The 17,625-nt window shown below is 46.5% G+C and carries 12 protein-coding genes; 5 read left to right on the forward strand and 7 right to left on the reverse strand.

What is annotated here, in order from left to right; genetic code table 11:
• Positions 1-41: 41 nt before the first annotated feature.
• Positions 42-1,136, forward strand: a complete 1,095-nt coding sequence (locus tag QUB44_RS19590; protein ID WP_333369953.1) for a RuBisCO accumulation factor 1 — start codon at positions 42-44, stop codon at positions 1,134-1,136.
• Positions 1,137-1,286: 150 nt separating this feature from the next.
• Here QUB44_RS19590 and QUB44_RS19595 read toward each other — a convergent pair whose 3' ends face one another.
• Positions 1,287-2,294 carry a DUF4349 domain-containing protein gene (locus QUB44_RS19595; RefSeq protein WP_333369955.1) on the reverse strand — a complete coding sequence of 336 codons (1,008 nt, stop codon included), beginning with the start codon at positions 2,292-2,294 and terminating at the stop codon, positions 1,287-1,289.
• Positions 2,295-2,757: 463 nt separating this feature from the next.
• Here QUB44_RS19595 and QUB44_RS19600 point away from each other — a divergent pair, with 463 nt between their 5' ends.
• The gene (locus tag QUB44_RS19600; protein WP_333369957.1) at positions 2,758-5,220 is read left to right on the forward strand and encodes an ATP-dependent helicase; all 2,463 of its coding nucleotides are present in this window, start codon (positions 2,758-2,760) and stop codon (positions 5,218-5,220) included.
• 173 nt (positions 5,221-5,393) lie between these two features.
• Here the strand turns inward: QUB44_RS19600 and QUB44_RS19605 are convergent, their stop codons facing one another.
• Positions 5,394-7,130 (reverse strand): pseudouridine synthase, encoded by a 1,737-nt coding sequence (locus tag QUB44_RS19605; protein ID WP_333369959.1) that lies wholly within the window; start codon positions 7,128-7,130, stop codon positions 5,394-5,396.
• A 524-nt stretch (positions 7,131-7,654) separates the two neighbouring features.
• Here QUB44_RS19605 and QUB44_RS19610 point away from each other — a divergent pair.
• Entirely contained in the window at positions 7,655-9,337 is a 1,683-nt protein-coding gene (locus QUB44_RS19610) for a tetratricopeptide repeat protein (protein WP_333369961.1), read from the forward strand.
• Positions 9,338-9,614: 277 nt separating this feature from the next.
• On the opposite strand, the gene QUB44_RS31230 is transcribed toward QUB44_RS19610, so the two are convergent.
• The 4 genes from QUB44_RS31230 to QUB44_RS19625 all read right to left on the reverse strand — a co-directional run bounded on the left by QUB44_RS31230 (position 9,615) and on the right by QUB44_RS19625 (position 13,073).
• Entirely contained in the window at positions 9,615-9,779 is a 165-nt protein-coding gene (locus QUB44_RS31230) for a transposase (RefSeq protein WP_445299909.1), read from the reverse strand.
• Between the two features lie 199 nt (positions 9,780-9,978).
• Positions 9,979-11,043: an aldo/keto reductase gene (locus QUB44_RS19615; RefSeq protein ID WP_333369964.1), complete on the reverse strand. Its 1,065-nt coding sequence runs from the start codon at positions 11,041-11,043 to the stop codon at positions 9,979-9,981.
• 164 nt (positions 11,044-11,207) lie between these two features.
• A complete protein-coding gene (locus tag QUB44_RS19620) occupies positions 11,208-12,044 on the reverse strand; it encodes an MBL fold metallo-hydrolase (RefSeq protein ID WP_333369966.1) in 837 nt (278 codons plus the stop codon).
• Between the two features lie 219 nt (positions 12,045-12,263).
• Entirely contained in the window at positions 12,264-13,073 is an 810-nt protein-coding gene (locus QUB44_RS19625) for an SDR family NAD(P)-dependent oxidoreductase (RefSeq protein ID WP_333369968.1), read from the reverse strand.
• A 1,512-nt stretch (positions 13,074-14,585) separates the two neighbouring features.
• On the opposite strand from QUB44_RS19625, the gene QUB44_RS19630 reads away from it, so the two are divergent.
• Together QUB44_RS19630 and QUB44_RS19635 are read left to right on the forward strand one after the other, a co-directional pair.
• Positions 14,586-14,903, forward strand: coding sequence for an RNA-binding protein (locus QUB44_RS19630; RefSeq protein ID WP_333369970.1), 318 nt, complete (start codon positions 14,586-14,588; stop codon positions 14,901-14,903).
• Positions 14,904-15,312: 409 nt separating this feature from the next.
• Complete coding sequence (locus QUB44_RS19635; protein ID WP_333369972.1) at positions 15,313-15,924, forward strand: hypothetical protein; 612 nt, start codon at positions 15,313-15,315, stop codon at positions 15,922-15,924.
• A gap of 211 nt (positions 15,925-16,135) precedes the next feature.
• Here the strand turns inward: QUB44_RS19635 and egtD are convergent, their stop codons facing one another.
• Complete coding sequence (gene egtD, locus QUB44_RS19640) at positions 16,136-17,179, reverse strand: L-histidine N(alpha)-methyltransferase (RefSeq protein ID WP_333369975.1); 1,044 nt, start codon at positions 17,177-17,179, stop codon at positions 16,136-16,138.
• Positions 17,180-17,625 lie beyond the last annotated feature (446 nt).

Below are 17,625 nucleotides of genomic sequence, written 5' to 3' on the forward strand. Positions count from 1 at the left end.
ATCCAATCACACATAACTTAGCGCTAGTTTTTGATTCAATTATGACTGATACACCGCAAGATTCCTCCTCTCCTGCATCTGCACCCTCCACCAATGCTGTGGATGCCGAAAAGTTAATTCGATCGCTCCGCCGAAAAGAAGGCACTTGGGTAGAGTGGGGACAGGCCTGCACTGCACTGCTAAAAGCTGGCTACAACTCTCAAAGGATTTTTGAAGAAACTGGTTTTGAGCCAATTCAGCAAAATCAAGTAAGCGTCGCAGCCCAAGTCTACACCAGCATGGTAAATGCTGGGGCTTCAGAGGAAGTTCGATCGCACTTTTTGGGCAAAGGTAGTGATATCTTATACGAGTTTCGGATTCTCTCTCAAGTAGAGCGTGCCGGGGCGGCTGCTTTGATGCTAACCCACAATTTGGATGTTGACGATGCTCGCCAAGTTGCTAAAGCGATCAAGGAGTTTTCGCACTTCGGGAGTCTCCCCCAAGGGTTCACAGACACTCCCGGCGATGCTATGGCTTACCAATGCTGGCAATTGGCGAGACAGAAAAGCGATTTGCAAGAGCGATCGCGCTTAATTGCTCGCGGTTTAAAATTAGCTAGCAGCCAAAGCGCTAGGGCGCAAATCGAGCAGTTGCTCGTTGATTTTACCGTAGTTTCGAGACGGGAAGCGCCCCGCTTGCCCGTCTACCGACTCGATACCGAGGAACAATTGCCCCGCGTTGTCCCGGTTGTGGGCAAATTGCCGCTTTCTACGAGAGATTTGCTGGCAGTGCCTTTACCGGAGGAAATCGAGCCGTTCCGAATGGTAAAATTTTCGGGAGCCGGAGCTTGGGTGGCGATTCCCGGATGGCAGGTAATTTTGAACGCTGAAGATCCGGTGGCGGTTTTGGGAATGAGCGATAAATTGCCGGTACCGCTGCAAGGCAAAGTTGAAGAAGTTTTGATTATTGCCGATCGAGCCCAAAGACAGTGGGATGCTGAGAGTTATTTCCTCGCCGATAACGCGGGCAATTTAGAACTGCAGTGGTTTGAACAATCCCCGAATTTTTCCCTATTGGGGCGAGTTGTGCTGGTGATGCGGCCCAAAAAGATTGTGGATGAAGACTATACCAAAGATGGATGGCAAATTGATGATTAGTCAGTTCTCAGTTGACTGTTGACTGTTGGCAGTTGGCAGTTGTCGTTGGTTTTAAGAACCGGTTTTCCGGCCGTTCCACAATACATAAATTTTACGTGGGTGGACTGACTACTGACTAATGACTACTGACTACTGACTAATGACTACTGACTACTGAGGCGGTTTCGGTTCTTGAATTGTCGGAACAGAATCCTGTTTCTTAAATCGATTAAAGCCGTAAACCGCAGCCCCAATTAACAGCAAATAAGGACTGTAAGCCAACAGCCAAATACCCAAAGCAAAAAAACCGAGCGTTAATTCACCCACAGAATGAGTTGCTTTCCCCCAAGTTTCCTGCGCCCGCAAACCTAGAGAAGGTTCCTGAGTTTGTTGAGCCGAGACTGCTGCTTCTAGAGTTAAGCTAATAGTTGAATAGGCTACTTGATTTCGCAAACTTTTTAACTGAGCGTCAATGCGTTCGATCGACTCCCGAATGTTGCTCAACTCTTGAGAAGCTTTGAGCACATCGCCGACAGAACCCGATCGCTCCATAATTTTTAATACCATTTCCTCTGATTTGCGGAGGTTCCGCAGCCTAGCCTCGCTGTCAACTAATTGAGCGGTAACATCCTCAGCCGTCAGAGAACGGTTCTCTACAGTTCCGAGTTTTGCCAAAGTGTCTAAAGTAGTTTCTAACCGTTCTTGAGGCACGCGAATCTCCACAGACGCCGTTTGGCGGACACTGGAATCCGGCGGCTTTTGATTTTGGAAACCCAAGATATCGCCTTGCTGTTTTTCGACAATATTAGTAACAGATTTAGTGCTGGCGTCAATAGATTTGACAACTACGCTGAGTTGGGCTTTTTTAATCAGTTGGGGACGGGTTGCTGGAGTTTCTGCTGCTTTTTTTGATGCACCAGGAGTTTTTGACCTTTGGGCTGCTGGCTCCGGTGCTGGTGCCGATTGTGGAGCCGATGTGGCAAGTTGGTTTTCAGGGCTGCTGGGTGAACCTGCGCCGCCTGGAGCGCTGCTGGACGTTTGAGCTCCTCCGCAGCTAGGCAAAGCAATTGTTGAAGATAAAGTTAAGAATACCGCTACAGCAAAACGAGTTGTGCTGTTGTTGGCTGCGTGTGGGTTTGGCTTGGGCGGGGGGGAATTGATTTTGAGGTGAGTTTTCATTGGGGTGACTCCTATAAAAAAGGCTTGGGTATTGAATTTTATGCTTGTTTCAATTTAAGCTTCAATATATAGCGTTAGTTTAGCCGATACCGAAATGGAAACGGTAGAGGTTGAATACTTTGGGATTTTTAACCGCCGATAAACGCAGATGAACGCAGATGAAAGCCAATAAATATCGGTGTGATGACCGAAAACAATTTGGTCACAAGTCCCCGGATTCATCCGTGGAGCGAGAAAAAAGCTCCTCGCTCCCTATCGCCAGCCCCCGGATTTATGAGCTAGGTTGCTTTATTCAATCTAAAATCTAAAATCTAAAATCTAAAATCGATTGACGGTTCGGGATCTGGACATACGCGAGCGCAACTAAAGCAACTCGGTTTCTGATACCGTTTAAAAAGGCTGAACGCCACAAATATTTTTCTAATCTAAAATCTAAAATCTAAAATCTAAAATCTAAAATCGAATGACAGATGAATTTGATACTGATTTTATGCGATCGACAACCAAGATCGATCGCTCGGATGTAGCCTCAGCGCTTTCAGAATCAGGGGTTGCTGCAGTTTTGCGAGAACAAGCTTGCCTTAAAATTCGCGAAAGCTTGCGTGCGGGCCAGCAGGACATGGCGGATTGGCAAGGCGGCCCCCTTGCTGTTTCGGCGGTCCCAGGGGCCGGGAAGTCTACGGGAATGGCTGCTGCGTCGGCAATTGCGATCGCCCGCAACCAGCTTCACAACCGCCGCCAGTTAATTGTCGTGACATTTACGCGATCGGCTGCTGCTAATATTAAAGCTAAAATTCGGGAAAGATTGGCCCAATTGTCTTTATCTCAAGGCGGTTTTGCCGTGCACACTTTGCACGGTTTAGCTTTGAATATTGCGATGCGCCATCCTGATTTGTCGGGTTTAAATTTAGAAAATTCAACCTTAGTTACTCCAACTCAAAGTCACCGATTAATTCGCACCTGTGTAGAACTTTGGATTGCCGAAAATCCCCGCCGATATCAAGTTTTGTTGGAAGGACAGCAATTCGACGGAGAGGAAACGGAGAGGCTGCGGCGACAATCGGTTTTGCGGACGGAAATTTTGCCGCAGGTAGCTAAAACTGTGATTCACGAGGCGAAATCTTCTGGTTTGTTTCCCGAACAGTTGTTAGAAATGAGCGCTCTTGATACTGGGGATAGTTATGAGATTTTAGCAGTAGCTGGGGGTTTATATCAAAAATATCAGGCTTTGTTGAGGAGCCGGGAATTCATCGATTACGACGAAATGATTTTAGCCGCTTTGCGGGTGTTGGAAAATCCGAGGGCGAGGGCGATCGAGCAAAAGCAAGTATTTGCCGTTTTTGAGGACGAAGCGCAGGATTCGACACCTTTGCAAACTCGGCTTTTGGAAACATTGGCGATCGATCCCGAACATCCTACTTTACCTCCCAATTTTATCAGAGTTGGCGATCCAAATCAAGCGATTAATTCTACCTTCACTCCCGCCGACCCGATTTATTTTAACCAATTTTGCGATGAGTGCGAAGTGGAAAATAAGTTAGCGACAATGGACGGTGCAGGCCGCAGCACCCAAGTAATTATCGATGCCGCTAACTTTATGTTGCAATGGGTAAATAGCTCAAAATTAGCGGGAACAGAACAGCCTTTTCGCGACCAAACTATTAAGCCAGTACCCAGCGATGACCCGCAGCAAAATGCAAACCCTGCCCCCATTGGTCGCGGGTTAGAATTGCATACTCCCCGCGATATTTACCATACAATTGAGTTAATTGGCAAGCGGGTAATTGAGTTAGTAGAGGAATTTTTACCGACCGATTTTGAATGGGGCAGGGATGGCAAAGATATCGATTTAGGGGTAGAAGCGAGCGAGGGGGAAAATAGCGCCAAATTGCCGTTAGAGAATCTGAAATCGATGGCTATTTTGGTGCGGGAAAATAAACAAGGTAAGTTTATCAAAGAAGTGCTGGAAAATCCTAAAAAACACGGATTAAGCTTTGATTTGCGGAAATACGGGATTAAAATTGAGGATGTGGGAGAGCGGGACAGACATTCTCAAGTACCTTGGGAAATCTTAACACTGCTGCAATTCCTCGATCGCCCCCACTCTCCAGACTACCTGAAAGCAGCCTTAAAGATTTTGAGCGATCGACAACTGATTCCCAAACAAGACTACAATGCTTTTGCGACTAGCCCCGAGCAATTCCTTTACCCAGGCCCCCTAGACCCGCAGCAGTCAGACCCCGTTCGCAAATGCCGCTATTTTTGCTGCGGTTTGCTGCAAGCTAGCTTAGAACTGCCACCCTACCAAATCATTTCATTCTTAGCCTTAGCGCTGCAATACGACCAAACAGAATTAGCCACCGCCGACAAATTAGCAGAACGGGTAGCAATCCAAACAGCCGGCAACAATTCAATGCGTAATATTTTGGCCGTACTGAGCGAAATTGTCAGTTCTGAAAGATTTGAACCTGTGGATGCAGACGACAAAATAGAAGAACGCTATACCAGCAAAGGTCAACTAACAATTATTACCATGCACAAAGCTAAAGGATTGGATTGGGATTGCGTATTTTTGCCGTTTCTGCACGAACAAACCATCCCCGGAAATTTGCGAGTTTTGCCGCAAGCCCGATTTTTAGGAGATTTCACTTTAGCAGAGGTAGCGAGAGCACAAATTCGAGCAAGTTTGCACGAAAAATATCCTTTACCAAATCTAGGCGAAGCCTGGGAACAAGCAGGCTATTTGAAAACAGCAGAAGAGTTTCGACTGCTGTATGTGGCGATGACGCGAGCAAAAAGCTTGCTGTGGATGGCGGCGGAGAAAAAAGGGCCTTTTACTTGGAACAAACCAGAGAATTTACAGGAGCAAAAACCTTGTCCGATAATGCCTGTTTTGAAGCAGAGATTTCCGAGTAATGCGATATAAAAGAAGTAAGAAGTAATCAGTAATAAGTAGCTCGTTCCCTGCTCAACTCATGGGTGACAAGTTAAGCTGAAGTCCCCCCATTTGTTGCTGCGATTACTCAACAGTAAATATGTCGTGCCTCTATCTGTAATTCCTACTGCTCGACTATCGCTCGTTGCCCGATCGCCCTTAGCTCAAAATGGTGTTTCTGCCTTTAGGTAGAATCTTTCTCCCAACTGCGGATGCTCAAACGAAAGTTCCCGCGCGTGCAAGTGTAGCCGCTTCGCAGCAGCCCGACATCCGTAAAACCGATCGCCCAAAATCGGTATCCCCAACCCTCGAACATCCGCTGCATGAACCCTCAATTGATGCGTGCGTCCCGTCAGCGGCAAAAACTCGACGCGATCGCAATTTCCCTCCCTCGCCATTACCTCAAAGCGAGTAACACTGGGTTTTCCGCACTCCCAATTGACTTGCTGGTAAGGGCGATTTTCTGGATCGCCCCAAAGTGGGAGATCGATCGTCCCCGCATCAATTTTTACAGTACCCGAAAGCACCGCTTCATAAACTTTGTGAACCTGCTTTTTTGCAAATTGCTGCCTGAGTTGACTGCTAGTTTCTTTGTTCCGCGCCAATAGCAAAATCCCAGATGTTTCCCCATCTAAACGATGCACAACTGTCAAGTTTAAACTATCCGGTAACAAGTTACGCAAACGACTGAAAACACTATCTTGATTTTCCAGATAACGACCTGGAACTGACAGCAAGCCAGAGGGTTTATTGACCGCAACCAACCATTTGTCTTCATAAATAATCGGTAGCATTTGGGTAACGGGCAAGATGCCCGTTCCACAAGAAATATTATTGCTTGAGGGAAGTAGGAGTTGGGCTTCTAGCCCGCCCGTAAAACCCTTATCCATATTAGAAACAGTCGGATTTTGAGCCAATCCTGACAGCAAAAAACCCATCAACGGCTGACACCGATCGCCACAAGCGCCATAAAATTCTTCCTGAATCTTATCGCCCGATGGTGGCCCCCACCAAAACTCAGCCATTGCCAGCGGTTTCAGATTGTTTACTGCCGCGCAGTGGAGCAATTTTGGCGCGCAACAGTCGCCGGTCCCCGTCGGAATAGAATTGGTTGGCATTAATGAGGAGATCGATCGCGATTTTCCCAAAAAATTGACCAGAGTGTAAGCCGCGTGCATTTGCGTCTGAAGTTCGCGGGAAAGTTCTTTTCGCCGCTGTTTCAGCGCCTGCATCCGCCGATCCGCAGCTTCAATTAATTGTTTTAGTGGCTGCAATGTTTCATCGCGCTGCCGTTTCAATTGTCTGCGTTCAATTTTCTCCAAACGGCTTTCTTGATTCAGTTGTTCCAGGGCAATTTCTAGTGTTTCTGCTGCGAGAGTTTGACACAGTAACTGGCGTTTTTCGTCTCGCAGCAGCTTGCAATTGCGATGCCGATCGCTCAAAACTTGCAATTGCACTTCAAACTCCCGACATAAGGCTGCATACTCTTGTCGCTGCGGGAGTTGATTCAATGCAATAAGTTCCTGTTTCATCGCCTCCAATTGAGTTAACGTGCGGGCTTCCTCAAAAGCAACACGATCTCGTCCCGGAATCGGTGGCACCCACCCCTCAACAATGCTGCAACCATTCAGCAGCCCGGAAAATGCTTTGAGTATCCCCTGTTCCCCCGAAGGCATCTCCACCAGTAATATGCCGTACATCTTCCCCTCGCGATCGTAGGCATCGTCAGCCGCCAGGTACTGCATCAAACCCCGCGCGAGATCCTCGGACATTCGAGTGCGCGGCAGTCTCAGCAGCTCGCCAGTTTGAGGACAACGGCCTTCGTACCAATAATTCGGGCGCGAGTCGATCGACTCCCAATCACAGCCCGTGAAATCTAAAAGCGCGTGCAACTCTAGCATCTTAAATTTGGTTTTAAACCTGAATGAGGACATTATGTGCTTGTGTCCTGACCGAAAGCATCGAGGATACAAGCCCCCGGATTCATCCGTGGAGAAATAAAAAACGTGTATCCGATGAAACTTGCCCCCCGAATTTATCCGTGGGGTCAATGCTTCAATCTAAACTCTAAAATCTCAAATCTCAAATCTCAAATCGATTGACCCCGCCCAAAAACGGATACAAGTTTCCGAGACTCGTCGTGGAGAGATCAAAATTTTAGACTCTGGTTCAAGCTCCCAGATTCATCTGTGGGGTCAATCGAAAATCGAAAATCGAAAATCGACTGACCGTATTTTACAGCGGTGTACCGAAAGTGGGAACGGTGCATAATTTTATACCTACTCGAATTAAGTAAAAATGATGTGTCGCACCAAGCCTGATATGCTAAATTTGTTTCCAAACAGCAGCGAGATTAAGAAAAGCATAAGTTAATATATAAGACCGCAAGCTTGTTATCCCACTAAATTTTTTATGTGAAAGGCGTATGCCAGACCTCTCGACTTCGGCTACAGAAAACTCCTCAAACCCCCAACCAGCTCTGCTGCCGCCGATTTTAAGAATTTTGGCAGCATTTCCAGATTACGATCGGGGCAATAGATTGTACGCAGCAGGAAGGTACGAAGCGGCAGTCATTTGCTACGGAAAAGCCGTTCAAATTAAGCCGGACTGGGCCCGGGCGTGGCTGAATCTGGGCAAAGCTTACAAGCAACTGCACTCCTACGCAGAAACCGTAGCCTGCGCCGATCGAGCTACAGCAATTAATCCCGAAGAATACTGGGCTTGGATGCTGCGCGGGACAGGGCTGTTAAGTTTGCAAAATCACTCAGAAGCGATCGCGGCTTTCGACACTGCAATTCAAATCAATTCAGAAAAGCACGAAGCTTGGTATCAGCGGGGCAGAGTTTTAGAGGAATTGCAGCAGTGGGATGCAGCCGCAAGCTGTTACAAAAAAGCAACCCAACTTCATCCGAATTTGCCCGCCATGTGGTATCGGCAAGGCAACGTGTTGGTTCAAGCGGAGCGCTACCCTGAAGCCGTGGCCGCTTTCGAGCGCGCGCTGAAACTGGTCCCGACAAATTGGGAAGCTTGGCTGAACCGAGGTTTGGCTTTGATGAAGGCCGAACGCTACGCTGAAGCGGTAACTTCTTACGATCGCGCCATTCAACTGCAACCACAAAATAGTCTGGCTTGGTTCAATCGGGGCATTGCTTCAGCAAAATTGCACAAATATTCAGAAGCGGTGACAGCTTACGATCGCGTACTGCAAATGCAACCGAACGACTGCGAAGCTTGGTTTTATAAAGGAATGGCCCTCAAACACCAGTGGGCCGACGCAGCAATTGCTTGTTTCGATCGGGCAATTCAAATTAATTCTTTTTATCCTGAAGCATGGATCGGGCGCGGTCAAACACTGTCAGAATCGAGAGATTTTGAAGGGGCGATCGCTGCTTTTGACCAAGCCGTTCAAATTAATCCGAATTTTCCCGAAGCTTGGCTGGGTAGAGGCATCGCTCTGGCCGGATTGGAACGCTACAAAGAGGCAATTATCGCTTACAGCAATGCCCTACAAATTGAAGGTAATTTTCTAGAAGCTTGGAACTTGCGAGGCGAAGCTCTGGAAAAATTGCAGCAATACGAAGAAGCGATCGCCTGTTTTGATAAAGTAATCTCTCTGACTTCAGAAGCAGAAATTACATCAAAAGTAGGGTTGCAGCAAGGCGCAGCGCTGGAAAAATTGCAGCGTTACGAAGAAGCCGTCGCAGCTTACAACCGCGTACTTAAAATCGTGCCCGACAATTTTGAAGCTTGGTTGAAACGCGGCAACGCTTTGTCAAAATTGCAGCAGTACGAACAAGCTCTAGCATCATACGATCGAGCAATTACTGTCTGGCCGGATAACTATCAAGGCTGGGTACAGCGAGGTCTGATTCTAGGGGAAATGCAGAACTATTCCCAAGCACTCGTCGCTTTTGACCAAGTGATTCAACTCAAGCCAGACAACTGGGAAGCTTGGGCGCAGCGGGGCGACGTTTTGCAAAAATTGCAGCGAACTCAAGATGCTATTAGCTCTTACGGAGTCGCCCTCGAAATCAAACCCGATTACTACGAAGCTTTAGTCAGTAGAGAAGAATTGAGACTCAAGGGCGCGATGTCAGGAAAGTGGTAAGGGGAAATTGACGAATAGTTTTGAGTTTGGAAATTGCTTTGTTCCTCGTAATATCGCGCTGGGGTAAAGTTTGAACTATTTAACTTAAAACTAAAAACTTTCCGTCTTCTCTCTCCCTCTGCCTTCTCTGCGCCCTCTGCTGTTGATAAAAACATCTAATTCCCACAGCAATTAGTATTGCTATATCCGGCAGAATATCAGCTCATAATTAATGATATTCTGTCCCTTAAAATAACCTTAATTAAGTTGAAAATCAACGTAAAAAAGCTTTGAGTTGTTAACACCAATATTCAACAAAATTAAAATTGGGTGAATAAGGTGATTGGTAACGAACACTAGCGCAGACCGATTGAATCAATGGTTCAATCGAAGCAACTTGGTGAGCTGGGACATTATCCATGAAAACAACTGCACGCCTTTTAATTTCCTTACCAATTTCTATTACAGTGTGGTGAAATTATCGTGTTTTGAAAAAAATCCACCCATTCAGGCATTAAAGAAACTCACCCAGCCTGCTTAACCTAGCTCCCTAGAAACAATCCAAAAGAGCCGGAGACAACCTCTCCTCTAGCCTTTGTGGGTTATCTAAAGAAATAATTTCGACTTCATCTTAGATTGGCTTATGAATAATACAAAACTGCTTATCCTAGCCACGATGGGTTCATGGCGGTACTATCAAATTGGTTGGTAGTTTTATACAGTTCGTATTGCCCTTTTGCTGCCGCCTCGCGAGTGCGATTCAGCATTGCTGCAACTTGTGCTCGATCCATCGGCTTAAACGTGCGAGCCGCCTCAAACGCTTGATCGAGGAGTTGCATACTATCAATGCCAGTAATCACGACTGAAGTAGGCAGATTCATCGCATAGTGGAGACATTCGATCGGGCTTACTGTATTGCTTCTAAGCACGTAGGGGTCGCCCATAGATTTCATCCCCAATACACCTATTTGGTTCTTCACCAGCACCGGCAGAACTTGTTGCTCAAAACTTCTAAAATGAGCGTCCATCACGTTCAGCGGCATCTGTACCGCGTCAAAACGGAAATTGTTTTGAGCGGCAATTTCCATCACTCGCAGGTGAACCAAAGGGTCTTTGTGTCCTGTAAACCCGATGTAGCGAATCTTGCCCGCCTTCTGCGCTTCTACTACCGCCTCCATAGCCCCGCCGGGAGCAAAAATGCGATCGGGGTCTTCCATCCGAATAATTTCGTGATGCTGCATTAGGTCAATGCGATCGGTCTGCAACGCTTTCAACGACTCGTCAATCTGCATCATCGCAGCGCCCTTGGTGCGGCCGTCAATCTTGGTCATCAGAAACACCTTTTGCCGGTAGCCATCCTTGAGGGCTGCACCCATCCAGCGGTGGCTGCGTCCGTTGTGATAGTCCCAGGAATTGTCCATGAAATTGATGCCACGGTCGATCGCACTGCGAATGAGCTTAATACTTTCTTGCTCCTCTCGAAGGCGTCCGATATGGTGTCCCCCCAAGCCAATTGCAGACACTCGCTCTCCTGTGCGTCCCAGCGTCCTGTAACTCATCTCGCCGCTTTGGGTTTGACCTTGGGCAACTGCACTTTCAGCGTCTAGTTGGATCGGTTCATCTTGAGCTAACAAAGGTTTGAAAAACCCTTCGGAAGCTGCCAGCCCTGCTGCAACCAAACCCGAAGCAGAAGTTACTTTTAACAAATTGCGTCTGCTGATATTCATAAATGCCTTCTTCAAGAAACTACTAGGACTCACTGACCGCTTCGCTGCACTAAAGAGTTTTGAATTGTCAATTTAAGATGTCTCCAAATCCTGAGTGCAGTCCGGCTGCAACTTCCCCAACCGCCTACTTTGCCTAATCAATAGTAATGATGAAATTTCTAGTTTTAAGAGCTACTAGACCCGCCATTGAAGGCTTTTAACTCAATAGCATCGTGACTGCAAAACAGGCGCACATCTTTACTATGCTGCACCGATAATGCGTGCAGCCGGCCTTGATTGAGCAACCGATCCTTGCGATCGACCTCCATCATCCATTGGTAGGCGCGCAAACCGGGTGTGCAGCGTCGGTTAGTGGCATCCATCTCGTGTCGGTAGAAATAGGCATCGCCTGCGTGCAGGAGCCAGCCCTCGGGTGTATCAATGGCAATGCCAGCATGACCGCGCGTGTGCCCCACCAACGGGATTAGCAAAATCTCCGGCGGCAACCCGTCGAGGTCGCGGACTGCTTCAAAACCGAACCAAGGTTCGCCACCCGCCGAATAGTATTTCCAGCGTTTGACTTCATCCCACTGCCCCGGACGATAGCGCCTTTTTGTGATGAAACCGTGCCGATCCTGTGCGGCATCGATTTCAGCCTGCATGACGTGTACCGTTGCTTCCGGGAAATCCTCTAGACCACCGGCATGATCAAAATCGAGGTGGGTTAGCACAATATGGCGCACATCGCTTGGTGAAAATCCGAGCTGTTCAATTTGATGGATCGCCGTGTACTTGCGCTCAAACTGGATGTTATTAAAATGGACGAAAAACGGGCTGAGCCGGGAGTAAGGGGACTTGATATCGCGCAATCCGAAGCCGGTATCGATCAGAACCAGTCCCTGATTCGTTTCAATGAGCAAACAGTGGCAGACGAGGTGAGCCGTCAGACCGCGACTAAAGCCATCGAAAAGCGCCCCTCCAATGGGACACATACAGCCACAATTGAGATGATGAATTTGCATAAATGTCCTGTACTAAATTACTTAGGCGGGAACCATTTATTCCTCAGTTCGCATCCAAGCCCGATGCTGCATAATGCCCTCGATGAACGCCTGAGAAAACTGTGCTAAATCGCCACTACTGGGAGAAGTAAACACCCTTTTATCGGCTGCAATCTTGCCATTATCTGCGATGTTTACATCCTTTAAATCTGCACATAAGAATAGTAAAACGGGCGGAAATTATTGGTTAGCAGAACCCGGTTCAGTAAGCTGGCGGTGCATTTCGGCATTAACCGTATCAGGCAAAACTTTGCTGGCGCTGGCCATAATTTTTGTCTTGATTGAACCGGCAATGATGTTGTCCTTACCGGCCATCAAGGCTTCAAATCCCTGCTTGGCAACCTCGGCTGGATCATCTTTCTTGTCGGCGCCCGCCTTTGTGTCGTCCATTCCCGCCCGATGGAAGAAGTTAGTATCGGTTGGGCCGGGCATGAGCGAGGTGACAGTTACACCTGTATCTTTTAACTCATTGCGGAGTCCTTCGGAAAACGAGTGGATGAAGGCTTTGGATGCTGCATAAACTGCCTCGAATGGCCCCGGCATTAGGGCGGCAATGGACGAAGTGAATAGAATCCGTCCCTGGCCGCGATCGACCATATCCTTGACTACTCGTTTAGCCAAATGCACAGACGAGACAACGTTGAGGTTAATCAAATTTAGTTCGTCCTTCAAGTCTGTCTCGCGGGCAAAGTCGCCACCGACGCCGACACCGGCATTAATTGCGATCGCATCCACTGGCCGATTAGTCGCTTTAATCTGGTTGTAGAGCGTTTCAACACCGTCGTAGGTAGCGAGGTCTGCCTGCACTGTATCGACTTTGACACCGAGCCCCTCAAAGGCTTGAGCCGCTTCATTGATGCTCGGTCCGGTGGCGGTGACTAGGAGATCGAATCCGTTTTGAGCGAACTGTTTGGCGAGTTCGTAGCCGATACCGTTAGAGGCACCCGTCACGACAGCCAAGGGCCGGGTTAACGAACTGTTTATAACCATCTAAAATCCTCTGTAACTGCTTCACACTCGTTTGTCTAGGCTTGCTTTTCTCTGTAACAGACAATCTTTGTGGATTGTGGGCTTTCAACTTTTACAATGCTAGGGATGTAGGAGTGCGATCGCATCTTTCCCAGGACATAAGCTGTTAGGCATTTAAAGACGGTATCACCTAAAACAAACTTCATATAATTAGTATAATAATGACAGCATATAATCATCTCATATAAAGAGCAAATAGAGAAATTACAGAAAACGTTTAAAAACCAATAAAAACGAAAATTTATATCAAAAAGTAGGATAACAATATTACTTAAAAAGGCAATTGTGTAGCTAAAAATGCTGATTTTTTTTGTTGTTTGTTAATAAAAATTTTTCTTATTGTATTCAGCAAAAATACGTAATATCTAGCATTTTTAAAAGATGAAGAGATGAATATTTAAGTGTTATTAAAAACTATCGCTAGCTCACCAATCCAATAATTAGAATATAAATTTGGCAGATGCACAGCTCAAAGATTACCAAATTCTTGAAAAACTAGCGTCGGCACAAAATTAAGTAGCTCACAAATACAGGAGATAGATCTAGTTTGTATGATAAAGACCGGATAATCACCTCTCTTGTGTATTCAAAAGTCAGTTTTGTTTAGAAGCCGTGAGCAATTGTGTTCCCCAATATCAACATTTAATTTTTTTTATCCTGGTAAGTGCGATCATTTTTTACATTTTTACAATGTATTGAGAGTCGTAAATGGGATTTTTTATAAGCTCAAAGTGAATCTATTTTGAATAAAAATTACAAGTAATTTTCCTCCGTTTGGAGGAAGAACCGCAATTCAGGAGGGCAATTCTGGCAAAGTCGCTCTATCTGGGGTGAAATTTGATGTCTATAGCAAGTCTATTTGAGTCGTGAATGTAGAACCACCTGAAACGTTTGTGATGATTGAATCCATTGTTTACAAATCAAATGGTTTTGCTATATATGTATAAAATGCGCGTAGATATGGTTAATAACTCTTTTGATAATTATTTGGGAACCGCGATTATCGGGGGCTAAATCGGATGCGATGAGAGACGGGAGATGGAAGAGGGGAGATTGACTCGGAAGATTAATCCTGGGCTAAAAACATTTATCTCTGGTGGAACGGGCAGGAGGCTTGCCCCGGGATAACAGTGCCTGATGTCAGTTATAACTGAATCTCAAGCACTGTTCTCAATCAGACCCAATCAACCTGGTAACAGCGACGAAAAATCTCAGATATCAGGTAGATCGCGCAGCAAGAAACCAAGTGCATGACGCCAAGAGTGTAAGATGTCAGTTATCACAAATACGTTTTGTTGCCAATTGCCCGACGGCACCCAAAATTGAAAATTATGACAGCCAATTGCTGATTCTGCTGCCTTCATGTTATAGTGGTTTTCCAAGAATTAAATTCGGTTGCGTAGTTTGTTGGTGTTTATTTACAAGCGTCTCTCCGAATCTAAGTCTCTGCACCCTAATGATTCTGGAGATTTTATGTCGATTTACGTGGGTAATCTTTCATATGAGGTAACATCAGAGGACCTCAGCGAAGTATTTGCCGAGTACGGTACTGTAAGCCGCGTCCAAGTGCCAATGGACCGGGAAACAGGCAGGATGCGGGGTTTTGCTTTTGTGGAAATGGCAAGCGAGGCAGAAGAAGCAGCAGCCATCGCAGCTCTAGACGGTGCTGAGTGGATGGGCCGCGACTTGAAAGTCAACAAAGCCAAACCTCGCGAAAACAACAACAACAGACGCCCCTCGGGCGGCGGCGGCTGGGGCGACAACGATCGCCCTGCACGCGGACGCTACTAAACTTTGAGACTGAAAATTTGAGTTTTGGTAGTTGACGGCAGGTGCGAATGCTGCTTTTTTTTCGGGTTGTTCGATCGACCCATCAAATAAAACTCCCAAACATCTAAATCAGTTTTGCCCCCTCCTTCGAGGGGGCTTTGTTTTTGGCGAAAAATTCCGCGAGGTACGTCTGCGGTGCAGTTCCCACTCTAGTTCGTGATTCGATACCCTCTTAACTGCTTTTTTTAAGAGGCTGTCGGGATTTCGCGGCTCGACTCCTGTAAACTATCAAACTAGAATTAAGCAGCAAGAAAAGTTAGAATAACGGCAAAACTGAATATTGCCCAGAACAGCCAAACTATCTTTACCGAAGATTAGTCGAGAAAACCAGCCGAATATCAGCCAATATCTTGATTTTGCCTGAATAAAGATGTCCAAGGTCTACAGCACGGCGGAACTCATTAAAATCCTCGAAGAAGAGCGCCAAGCCTGCTTGCATGGGCGGCGTCTCAATTTGACTGAAACTCCTGCTACAGGCAACCCCGTGATTGACCGCTTTCTCAAATCTGAGGGCGTTCAGAAGTTCACTGCCTATCAAAATTTTAAGGCTGCCGTGCACGAATACCAGCGGGAACATCAAGTTTCTGGGATTGTCTGGCGAGAAATGGCGGTTAAAGGCAATACTCTACGCTATCCGGCAGTGAATGACGAATTAATAGCTCTACCGGTTGATTTGATTACGTTGAAGGCAGCTAAGATTGCTATGTTGGAATTCTGGCAGCAGGTAACTGCCGGGATGGATTTGTATTTAAGCATTAACAGTGGGAAGGATTTTCGATCAATCGAGCCGGTTGATGTAGAGGCTATAGCCCAGCGCACAGAATGGGCCAGCCTCTCGAAGTGGGAAAAGTTGGATTTTCTAGAAATTTTGTTGCAGTTGGGCTGGGGGAAGCCGGAGGAAGCTTATTATAAGCGGGGATGGCCGACATCGGGCAGCGAGTACATTCACGCCGTCAAACCCGGACAGCGGCCGATTTGTTAATTAGTCAGTAGTCAGTAGTCAGTAGTCAGTAGTCAGTAGTCAGTAGTCAGTAGTCATAGTGCTGTCCCCGCTCGCGAACGTTATTAGTCAGTAGTCAGCAGTCAGTAGTCAGTAGTTACTGATTATTGGGAGATATTCAAAACAAATAACAAATAACAATTGCCAACTGTCAACTGTCAACTGTCAACTGCCAACTGTCAACTGTCAACTGTCAACTGTCAACTGACATCTGACAAAGCATCAAGCCAAACCACTGATTTGGATCTGTCCAAACCTGCACCGGCATTAAACCGCGCTGCGAAAGTTCTTTCTTTACAGTATTGAGATTAAACTTGCGCGATATTTCGCTGCGGATAGTTTCTCCCGCTGCAAATTCAACCGTTAAATTCAGAGAACGCAACTGCACTGTTTGCGCTTTTTTACTTTTCAAGTGCATTTCAATTTGACATTCCTCTTGATTGTAAAAAGCCCAATGATCGAACTGTGCTAAATCAAAATTTCCCTCAAATTTTCGATTTAAATGTCGCAGCATATTCAAGTTAAATGCTGCCGTTACTCCTTGGCTGTCATCGTATGCAGGCTCTAAAATATCCTTAGATTTGTCCAAGTCAATTCCCAGCAAAAAATACTCTCCCGGCTGCAATGCACCGACAATTTGCGAGAAGAACAAATCGCATTCTTGAGCATTGAGATTGCCGAGGGTACTGCCGAGAAAGCAAATCATTCGGGTTGGCAACGGCGACGGTGCAATTTTAGCTAAGGCTAATTCGTATGTGCTGACAAGTCCGTGAATCTGGAGCGACGGATAATCTGCCAACAGTTGACAAGCGCTGCTTTCTAGGATAGTAGGACTGATGTCGATCGGCAAATAGTGCAGGGGATATTCCAGTTGACTGTAAGCATCAAGGAGAATGCGAGTTTTGGTGGAACTGCCGCTACCGAGTTCGACTATTTCGCAGGGGCCAGTTAAATTGGCGATCGCCCCCGCGCACCCCTGCAAAATAGCCGTCTCAGTGCGTGTCAGGTAGTATTCCGGCAACTGGCAAATCAACTCAAACAGCTTCGATCCGCGATCGTCGTAGAAATACTTTGGAGGCAGGGATTTGGGGTTTTGAGTCAACCCGCTAACTGCATCGCTGCCAGCATTGATTTCTGCGGGTGTCAGTGCTGCAGCGCTCACCAGTCGCTCTAAGTGCAGCCGGTTTTCCTTCGTTAAGGCTGAGTTTGTCGTGTCGGACAGTCTTGGGGATTTCATAAAGTAATTTTTAGATGCACATATGGGTATAGCACGCAGCCGCGTTGCCAAATATCGCGCTCAAGTCAGATTTTTCAGGCCACTCTCCGTTCTGTATTGTCTCACCCGATGGCGATCGCATCCACAATTAAAACTTAAAATTTATCCACAAAAATTATTGAATACTTAACCAAACTTGTTTTGTTTGAGCTTGTTACATGGAAAAAAGTTGGGCATTTCACAAACAAATTTTGTCCCCAATTGCCTCTCCAGCCATTTATCTGATGTTCGTCAAATAAACTTTGTAGTGCAAGTATTAAGGAATTTGTTAATCTGAAAAGTCAGATGACTAAAATCCTTAATATGAACAAAATTGATGGTAGTTATAATGTATCGGCTCAATAAGTAGGGGTAGCAGTTATTCTAGTTGCCAAGACAAGCCCAAGGGATGAAGAGAAGACTTGGAG

Origin of the sequence: Microcoleus sp. AT3-D2, from assembly GCF_036705715.1 — a bacterium.
Classification (GTDB): domain Bacteria; phylum Cyanobacteriota; class Cyanobacteriia; order Cyanobacteriales; family Microcoleaceae; genus Microcoleus.

Coding starts and splice junctions, on each gene's coding strand:
- QUB44_RS19590 (WP_333369953.1), top strand. CDS start 42: ATGACTGATACACCGCAAGATTCCTCCTCTCCTGCATCTGCACCCTCC.
- QUB44_RS19600 (WP_333369957.1), top strand. CDS start 2,758: ATGACAGATGAATTTGATACTGATTTTATGCGATCGACAACCAAGATC.
- QUB44_RS19595 (WP_333369955.1), bottom strand. CDS start 2,294: ATGAAAACTCACCTCAAAATCAATTCCCCCCCGCCCAAGCCAAACCCA.
- QUB44_RS19610 (WP_333369961.1), top strand. CDS start 7,655: ATGCCAGACCTCTCGACTTCGGCTACAGAAAACTCCTCAAACCCCCAA.
- QUB44_RS19615 (WP_333369964.1), bottom strand. CDS start 11,043: ATGAATATCAGCAGACGCAATTTGTTAAAAGTAACTTCTGCTTCGGGT.
- QUB44_RS19625 (WP_333369968.1), bottom strand. CDS start 13,073: ATGGTTATAAACAGTTCGTTAACCCGGCCCTTGGCTGTCGTGACGGGT.
- QUB44_RS19635 (WP_333369972.1), top strand. CDS start 15,313: ATGTCCAAGGTCTACAGCACGGCGGAACTCATTAAAATCCTCGAAGAA.
- egtD (WP_333369975.1), bottom strand. CDS start 17,179: ATGAAATCCCCAAGACTGTCCGACACGACAAACTCAGCCTTAACGAAG.
- QUB44_RS19620 (WP_333369966.1), bottom strand. CDS start 12,044: ATGCAAATTCATCATCTCAATTGTGGCTGTATGTGTCCCATTGGAGGG.
- QUB44_RS19605 (WP_333369959.1), bottom strand. CDS start 7,130: ATGCTAGAGTTGCACGCGCTTTTAGATTTCACGGGCTGTGATTGGGAG.
- QUB44_RS19630 (WP_333369970.1), top strand. CDS start 14,586: ATGTCGATTTACGTGGGTAATCTTTCATATGAGGTAACATCAGAGGAC.